Annotated in this window: 5 protein-coding genes; 1 reads left to right on the forward strand and 4 read right to left on the reverse strand. The window is 71.4% G+C overall.

Annotated elements, in window-relative coordinates; genetic code table 11:
- Nucleotides 1-51: 51 nt before the first annotated feature.
- Complete coding sequence (locus ABTZ58_RS08025) at nt 52-978, reverse strand: phytanoyl-CoA dioxygenase family protein (RefSeq protein ID WP_351351828.1); 927 nt, start codon at nt 976-978, stop codon at nt 52-54.
- A gap of 778 nt (nt 979-1,756) precedes the next feature.
- Here ABTZ58_RS08025 and ABTZ58_RS08030 point away from each other — a divergent pair.
- Nucleotides 1,757-3,085: an aminotransferase-like domain-containing protein gene (locus ABTZ58_RS08030; protein WP_351351831.1), complete on the forward strand. Its 1,329-nt coding sequence runs from the start codon at nt 1,757-1,759 to the stop codon at nt 3,083-3,085.
- Nucleotides 3,086-3,162: 77 nt separating this feature from the next.
- Here the strand turns inward: ABTZ58_RS08030 and ABTZ58_RS08035 are convergent, their stop codons facing one another.
- The 3 genes from ABTZ58_RS08035 to ABTZ58_RS08045 form a co-directional block, all read right to left on the reverse strand.
- On the reverse strand, nt 3,163-4,395 hold the full coding sequence (locus tag ABTZ58_RS08035; protein ID WP_351351834.1) for a cytochrome P450 family protein: 1,233 nt from the start codon (nt 4,393-4,395) through the stop codon (nt 3,163-3,165).
- On the reverse strand, nt 4,371-5,162 hold the full coding sequence (locus ABTZ58_RS08040; protein WP_351351837.1) for a thioesterase II family protein: 792 nt from the start codon (nt 5,160-5,162) through the stop codon (nt 4,371-4,373). Before ABTZ58_RS08040 ends, ABTZ58_RS08035 begins: the two co-directional genes overlap by 25 nt.
- On the reverse strand, nt 5,159-8,436 hold a 3,278-nt coding region (locus tag ABTZ58_RS08045), incomplete at its 5' end, for an amino acid adenylation domain-containing protein (protein ID WP_351351840.1). The genes ABTZ58_RS08040 and ABTZ58_RS08045, both read right to left, overlap by 4 nt.

Genomic DNA, 8,436 nt, shown 5'->3' on the forward strand with positions numbered 1-8,436 from the left:
GGCCGATGGCCCACCGCGGAGGAGCGGCGGGCCATCGGCCGGTGCGTGTGATCAGCTCTTGACGGTGCCTTCGCGCAGCCGGTCGATCATGTGCCGGGTCGTCTCGATCGGGCTCTCCAGCGCCGCGTCCCAGGAGCTCGACGGCAGCGCCTCGTTGCGCACGGCCACCTGTTCGTTCCACTCCTTGCGGCCGGCGAAGGGGATCGTCTCGCCCTCCTGGTAGGCCGGGAAGGGACGGTACTGGTTGAGGCCGGCGGCGTCGGTCCCGCGCACGAGCAGCGGGTCGAGGTAGACGCCCTCGCTGTGGATCCGCGTGGCCGTCGAGATGTATCCGATGTCCAGACCGCAGCGCCGCTTGGCGGAGGTGTTCGCCTCCGAGTAGTGCAGCAGATGGGGGTGGTGGATCGACACGTCACCCGGCTGGAGCTCGATGTCCACGACACCGCGCTTGTCCACCCACTCCCGCACCAGCGTCTCGTCGGAGCTGGAGAAGAGCATGTTGGGCTGGTCGGTGCGCACCTGCGGCTTGTGCAGCGGCAGTTCGTGGCTCCCGGGGATCATCCGCAGGCAGCCGTTCTCGGTGGTGCTCTCGTCGACGGCCAGCCACACCGTCAGCGCCTCCATCGGGCTCAGCGTCCAGTACGCGCCGTCCTGGTGCCACAGCACGGGCTGCCCGTCGTACGGGGGCTTGCAGATGTAGTGGGCGGTGAAGCACGCGAGATCGGGCCCGAGGAAGAACTCCGCGATGTCCACCAGGCGGGAGTCCGAGACCAGCCGGGCCCAGAAGGCGTCATTGCGGATCAACGGGTGGTGCAGGTGCTCGGGACGCAGATCCGGGTACTTGCCGGTGAGCCAGTCGACGTGGGCACGCACCTCGTCCAGCAGATCCCGCGGCACGACGCCGCGGATGATGGAGAAGCCCTGTTCGGCGTATTCCGCCGCGGCTTTCTCCAGAACGCCCTCTCCCATTGTGTTCATGCGTCACTTCCTTTTCGGGTTGTGAGGTGATGCCGACTTGCGGGACACGTTCTCGAAACCGTCGCGGATTCCCGCTTCACGGGCTTCGGCGGTTTACGGCTCCGGACGTGGAAAAGTGGAGGGCCGGGGTACCGGCGCGGTGTCGCCGGCAGCTCGGGCGTGGTCGACGGGGGGCGACCGCCCGGCGATGTGGTCTCGTACCGGCGGACGCGGTTCACGGGTCGCGTTCACGGCGTGCGGGAACGGAATTCGGGTCCGCCGGCGGTCCTTCGGCCGGTTGTCGCCGGCCGGTCGCAGCGGAACTCCCCCGCGCCTTTTCGCCGGTTCCCCGGCGGTTCAACACTCTGTCCGCCGCACGGAAGGGTGTCAATGTTCCTCGCGCCGTCCCCGGGGCTCCGGCGAGCACCGGTAAAGGGAGGGCGGGCCTAGTCGCTCCCCGGTGTGTCCCGCTGACGGGACACACCGGGCGCGCCCGCCCGTCCCGTGGCGGATCGGCGCGCACCGCGGAATCCCGCGGAATTCCTCCCCCGTCCCGGCATGCGCCGCGAAGCACTGCGGTGCGTCAGGTCACGCGTCTAATATGAGGGTCCGACGAGGCACCGCGTGCCGTGCCCCTGCGGGCACAGGCGTCGCGGCGGCGCCCGTCTCCCCGGTGCGGAACCCGGCCGAGCGCGGCTGCCCCCTCCTGTCCAGGGCGCCCCCACGGCTCCGGCCCCACGCGACGTGCCCGATGTGTCCAACGTGTCCAACGTGTCCAACGGATGAGGATGGCGTGACTATGGCCGTACACCCGGCGCCCGCGTTCCTGAGCATCACGGACCTGCACGAGTCGGTGGACGACCCCGCACTGACCTCCATGACCCTGCTCAACGAGCTCGCCGGACGCTACCCGAGCGCCGTCTCCTTCTCCGCCGGCCGCCCGTTCGAGGGTTTCTACGACGTCGAGGACCTGTCCCGTCATCTCACGACGTTCCGGCGCCACTTGGAGGACGAGGTCGGCCTCCCCGCCGAGCAGGTGCGGCGCACCTTCTTCCAGTACGGCCGGACCAAGGGCTTCATCCACGAACTGATAGCCCGTCAGCTGGAGGTCGACGAGGGCCTGACCGTGGACCCGGAGAGCATCGTGGTGACCACCGGCTGCCAGGAGGCGATGGTGATCCTGCTGCGCGCCCTGGTCCGGGACAGTCGCGACGTCCTCCTGGCGGCGGAGCCCAACTACGTGGGGTTCATCGGCGCGGCCCGCGTGGCCGGCGCGCCCCTGCGTCCCGTCCGTGAGGGCACGGGCGGCATCGACCTGGACGACCTGGAACGGCAGATAGCCGCGGCGCGGCGCGAGGGGCTGCGCCCGCGCGCCTGTTACGTCGTCCCGGACTTCGCCAATCCGAGTGGCGCGAGCATGTCGACGGCGGACCGGGTCGCCCTGCTGGCGCTGGCGCGGCGGGAGCGGATCCTCGTGCTGGAGGACAATCCCTACTCCTTCTTCTCGGCCGGCGGTTCGCGGCGGCCCATGCTCAAGTCCCTGGACGAGCACCGCCAGGTGATCCACCTCGGGTCCTTCGCCAAGTCCGCCTTCGCCGGTGCCCGGGTGGGTTACATCATCGCGGACCAGCCGGTGTCCTCGGCGGGGGACGGCGCCGCCGGCCCCGTGCTCCTCGCCGACCATCTCGCCAGACTCAAGAGCATGGTGACGCTGAACACCTCGACCGTCGCCCAGGCGGTGATCGGCGGATACCTGATCGAGAACGGGTTCAGCCTCAAGCGCGCCACCGCGCGGGAGGCCCGCGTCTACCGGCGGAACCTGGCCACCGTGCTCGACCGGCTCGCGGCGGTCTTCCCGCCGGTGCCGGGACGGCCGCGGGAGGTCTCGTGGAACGCGCCGCAGGGCGGGATGTTCGTCGTCGTCACCCTGCCGTTCGTGGCGGACGAGGAGATGCTCGAGTACTCGGCCTCCAAGTTCGGCGTGCTGTGGACGCCCATGCACCACTTCTACGCCGGCACCGCGGGATTCCACCAGGCCCGGCTCTCCTTCAGTGTGCTCACCCCGAAGGAGATCGGCCTGGGTGTGGACCGGCTGGGCGACCTCGTGAAGGACCAGCGGGGGCGCTGACGCGCCGCCGCCCGTGAGCCGGGCCCCCGGACGCCGCCGCGTCCGGGGGCCCGGCGCGTGAGGGGCCGGTCAGCCGCTCACAGCCGCACCGGAAGCGCGTCGAGCAGCCGTGCGCCGCCGGGGGTGGCCTCGGTGTAGGTCAGGTCGGCGCGGTCCACGGTGACCTCCAGGGTGTCACGCCGGAGCATCAGGTGGTCGATGGCTATCTCGCCCTCCAGGTTGGCCAGGGCCGCGCCGGTGCAGTAGTGCGGGCCCGCGCCGAAGGCCAGGTGGCTCCGTCCGCGTGGCAGGACGCGCTCCACGTCGCACCGTCCGGGCTCGGGGAAGACGTCCGGGTCGTGATTGGCGGAGACCAGGGAGCCGATGAGGGCGTCGCCGCGGCGGATCGGCGTCCCGGCGAACTCCAGGTCCTCCGTGGCGTAGCGGGGGCCGGCGGCCGGGACGGGGTTCGCCACCCGCATCAGCTCGTGGACGGCGTGCGGCAGCGCCTGTGGCCTGGCCCGCAGCAGGGCCAGCTGGTCGGGGTTGTCGAGAAGCGCGAGGACCGCGTTGGGGATGAAGTGGGACGTGGAGTGGTGCCCATTGTTCACCACGAGGAGCACCATTGAGATGATCTCGGCCTCGCTGAGCCGGTCGCCGTCCTCGTCGCTCGTCTGCACCAGAGTGGAGATCATGTCCTCCGCGGGTTCCGCCCTGCGGCGCACGATGAGCTTGCGCACGTAGTCGACCATGCCCTGGGCGCTCCCGGCGAGGTCGGCGTCGGCGTCGGCGTAGTCGTTCATCCACGTGCGCACCTGGGGCTGGTCGGCCTCGTCGATGCCGATGAGCTCGCAGATGACGGTCCCGGTCAGGGGGGAGGAGTAGTCCTCGATGAGGTCACCGCTCCCCTTGCGGGCCAGGTCGTCCAGGAGGCGGGCGGAGATCTCCTCGATGCGCGGGCGCAGCTCCTTGATGCGCCGGACGGTGAACGCCGGGGTGACGAGGCGGCGCTGGCGCGCGTGGTCCCGGCCGTCCTTGAGCATCATGTTGGCCGCGACGTAGTCCCGGAACTCGTCCGGCAGGTCGAGGGACGCGACCATCTGGTCCACCAGGCTGGGTCCGCGGTGGCCCGGCACGTTGCTGTGGTCCACCACGAGCCGCGGGTCGCTCAGCGCCGTCTTGATGTCCTCGTTGCGCGTGATCAGCCAGACGCGCGGCCCGCCGGGGAATCCGACCCGGACGAGCGGGGACCGCTCCCGCAGGCGCGCGTAGGCGCAGACCGGGTCCTCCACGAACTCGGGGTCGGTCAGGCTGACGATGGGCTCGTCCATGTGGTGCTCTCCTCGGCATCCTTGTCGAACGGTGGGCGGGCTGGGGCGGACTCGCTCCCGATCAGGTCCAGTACCTCGCGGCCGTGGTCCACCAGGTACATGTGGTCGCCGGGGAACTCCGCGTAGCTGAAGGCACCGGTGGTCGCCTTCTGCCATTCGTGTGCCTGGTCCGCGCCCACCAGACCGTCGTGGGCGCCCCGGAGGGAGCAGATCGGCACCGTGACCGGTTCGTCGGTGCTCGGCACGTAGTTCTCGTGCATCTCGCAGTCGGCCTGGAGCACGGGCAGGATCAGCTCCCGCATCTCCGGATGGTCCAGGGCCTCGTGCCGGAAGCCGGCGAACTCCTCGACCCGGGCGAGGAACTCCTCGTCGGGCAGGCCGGTCGCGCGTCTGGCCCGCTGCGTCCACGGGCCCGGCGAGCCGCTCACGACGAGCCGTTCGACGGCGACGCCGCGCGCGGTCAGCAGATGCGTCAGCTCATAGGCGAGCACCGCGCCCAGGCTGTGCCCGAACAGTGAGATCCGCGCGCCCTCCCCCGCCTCGGCGACGACGTCGTCGACCGCGTTGCGGGCCGCCTCCACGACGTTGCGGTACGGCGTGTGCAGGATCAGCCGTTCGCGGCCGGGCAGTTCGACCGGGACCACGCGCCACCGGCCGGCGGACAGCGCCCGCCACGGGTGGAAGAACGACGGCCCCGCTCCGGCGAACGGCGCGCACACCAGCACGGGCCGGTCCCGCTCCCGCCCGGGCCCTGCTGTGCCGGTCACCGTGCCAGCCGCTCGGCGATGACGCTCATGATCTGGCCCGCCGGCTTGGGCATGTGCAGGTCGTGGTGCGTGGCGTCCACCGCGTGCTCCTCGATGGAGCCGAGGACGTGCGGCCGCCAGTCGGGCCCCCAGGAGGAGACCTCCTCGGTCTTGTCGAGCCTGGCGTTGAAGTACAGCAGGTCACCGCGGTAGACCGGCGATTCGAAGTCGCCCATCTTGTTCAGGTTGTTGGCGCCCACCTTCGACATGGTGTCCAGGAAGCTGTCCATGCTGCGGGTGTTCATGAACTGGCCGAAGACCTCCTCGACGTCCGCCCGGTACAGGTCCGGCGTCCTGCCGGAGACCTGCTTGAACCCGCTTTCCGGATGGGTGGTCGCGGGCTGGGCGTCCAGTACCGCGACGAGGTCGACCCGGTGCCCGAGCCGGTCCAGTTCCACCGCGAGGGCGTGCGCGATCGGGCCGCCGTAGGACCAGCCGACGAGGTGGAAGGGGCCTTCCGGCTGGATGCGGAGGATCTCGGCGAGGTAGTCGTCGACCATCTCCCGGACCGAACCGGCCAGCGAGTCGGTGCCGTTGGAGCCGCGGGACTGCAGGGCGTAGGCCGGGCGGTCCTGGACGTAGGGGACGAAGGTGAAGTACGCCCAGCCGAGTCCGCCTCCGCCGTGCAGGAACCACACCGGCGGCTTGCCCGTGCCGGGGTCCCTGTTGAGCGGCAGCACGACCTCGAAGGAACCGTTGTGGTCGTCGGGGATGCCGCCGATGAGCACCAGCGCCGCCAGCTCGGCCACGGTCGGGTACTGGATGATCGTCCGCAGCGGCACGTCGAGGCCGAACTGCTTGCGGATGCGTGCGCTGAGCCGGGTGGCCAGCAGCGAGTGCCCGCCGAGCACGAAGAAGTCGTCGTCGATCCCCACCCTCTCCAGGCCCAGCAGCTCGCCGAACAGGGCGCACAGCTTCTCCTCGTGGGAGTTGCGCGGCTCGCCGCTGCTCACGGTGGTGGTGTGCTCCGCGGGCAGCGCGCGCCGGTCGAGCTTGCCGGCCGGGTTCAGCGGGATCTCCGCGAGCGGCACCACGGTGGCCGGGACCATGTAGTCGGGCAGGCGTTCGCGCAGGTACTCGGGCAGTTCGGCCAGGAGGGGACCGATCGACTTGGCCAGGGCGGGGGCGTTGATCCGCATCCGCCCGGTGGCGGGGCCGGGGACGAATCCTCCGCCGACGGCCTTCGGCTCGGGCAGCAGTACCGCGTCGAAGCAGTGGGCGGCCTCGGCGGACCAGGTGAGCACGGCCTCCCCGCCCTGCCGGCGAGCGATGTCGGCGATCTCCTGCGGATCCACCGCCGCGCCCTGTGGGGCGTTCGAGGCCATGACGCCGGAGGCGGACGCGGCGGCGGCCTCCTCGACCAGCCGCGCGTTGGGTATCCCGGTCACCCGGACCGGGCCGTCGCCCGTCCGGCCGGCCAGCCGCGCCGGGTCGGTCACGTCGCGGCCCCACGCCAGGGCGGGCACCTCGGCCAGGTCGAGGACGGCGGCCGGCCGCTTGTGCAGGACGACCTCGTAGCGGTGCCGGGTCAGCTCGTTGTGGGCGTGCCCCTCCTTGAGCCGGATGTCGACGCCGGCGGCGCGGTCCGCGGCCCATTCGGTGAACCACTCCGGGGCCACCACCAGCTCCCGCTCGGCGAGCAGCGCCTGCTCGACGAGCGCCCGTATCTCCTCGTGCGAGGCGTGCGGCTGCGCGGCCCGCTTCTCCGCGGTCGTCAGCAGCCGCAGCGTGGCGGCGTTGCGGACGTCACCGACGATCAGCCGGCCACCCGGAGCGAGGAGGTCCATCAACTCGCCCAGCACGAGGTCCAGGTAGGCGGCGCTCGGGAAGTACTGCACCACCGAGTTGACGACGATGGTGTCGAAGGCCTCGCGGGGCAGCCCCGAGACGTCGTGGGCGGCTTGCGCGGCCAGCCGGACCCGGTCCGCGTGGCCGGCCTTCTCGGTCTGTGCCCGGAGCCGGTCCACGACCGTGGCCGAGATGTCGGTGCCCCAGTACTCCTCGACCTCGCCGACGATCCCGGCCAGGAGCAGGCCGGAGCCGACACCGACCTCCAGCACCCGGCGCGGGGCGAAGCGCAGCACCCGCGTCACCGCCGCGTCACGCCACTCGCGCATCTGCTCCACGGGGATCGGCTCGCCGTCGTACACCGACTTCCAGCCCTGGAAGTCCTCTCCCCAGGCCTGTTCGGCGGAGTCGGCGTAGCTCTCGTCGTAGACCTGGCGCCACTCGTCCACCTGGGCGTCGGCATCGGCCACCGCGGCGTCCGGGTCGGGTGCCACGTAGGCGACCAGGCGCTGTTCGCCCTTCTGGTCCTCGCGCACGACGACCGCCGCCTGGGCCACCGCGGGGTGCCCGGTCAGCACGTGCTCGATCTCGCCCAGTTCGATGCGGAAGCCGCGGACCTTGACCTGGGAGTCGGTGCGGCCGATGTAGTCGACCTGTCCGTCCTTGGTCCACCGCACCAGGTCCCCGGTGCGGTACATGCGGGTGCCGGGGGCTCCGTACGGGCAGGCCACGAACCGTTCCGAGGTGAGCGGGGTCTGCCCGAGGTAGCCGCGGGCCAGGCACACCCCGGCCAGGTACAGCTCGCCGGGGACGCCGGGCGGGACGGGGCGCAGCGCGGCGTCGAGGACGTAGACCTGGGTGTTCCAGATCGGGGCGCCGATCGGCACCCGGTCGGAGCCGGGGACGTGCTGCCATCCGGTGACCTCGACGGTCGCCTCGGTGGGTCCGTAGAGGTTGTTGGCGGAGCAGCCGGGCAGCAGTTCGGTGAAGCGGTTGGCGAGGGCGGCCGGGAACGCCTCGGCCGCCACCTCGATCCAGCGCAGGCTGGTGCACTGCTTGGCGAGCGGCTCGGCGACGAAGGCGGCGAGCAGGGACGGCACGAAGAACGCGCCGGTCACCTGCTCGCGCTGGATCAGCTCGGCCAGGTAGGCGGGGTCGCGGTGCCCGTCGGCGCGTGCGACGACGACGGAGGCGCCCATCTGCAGGTTGGCGAACATCTCGGGCACCGAGGCGTCGAAGGAGGCCGAGGTGCTGACCATCATGCGGTCCTCGACGCCGACGTCGAAGTGGTCCAGCCCCCACCGGATCCGGTTCATGATCGACCGATGCGCCACCGGCACCCCCTTGGGACCACCGGTCGAACCCGACGTGTAGATCACATACGCCGCGTGATCCGGCAGCAGCTCACGCACCGGATCGGCCTCCGGACACCCCGACACATCCGGCA

The organism is Streptomyces sp. NPDC094143, from assembly GCF_040303825.1.
Classification (GTDB): Bacteria; Actinomycetota; Actinomycetes; order Streptomycetales; family Streptomycetaceae; genus Streptomyces.

Coding starts and splice junctions, on each gene's coding strand:
- ABTZ58_RS08025 (WP_351351828.1), bottom strand. CDS start 978: ATGAACACAATGGGAGAGGGCGTTCTGGAGAAAGCCGCGGCGGAATAC.
- ABTZ58_RS08030 (WP_351351831.1), top strand. CDS start 1,757: ATGGCCGTACACCCGGCGCCCGCGTTCCTGAGCATCACGGACCTGCAC.
- ABTZ58_RS08035 (WP_351351834.1), bottom strand. CDS start 4,395: ATGGACGAGCCCATCGTCAGCCTGACCGACCCCGAGTTCGTGGAGGAC.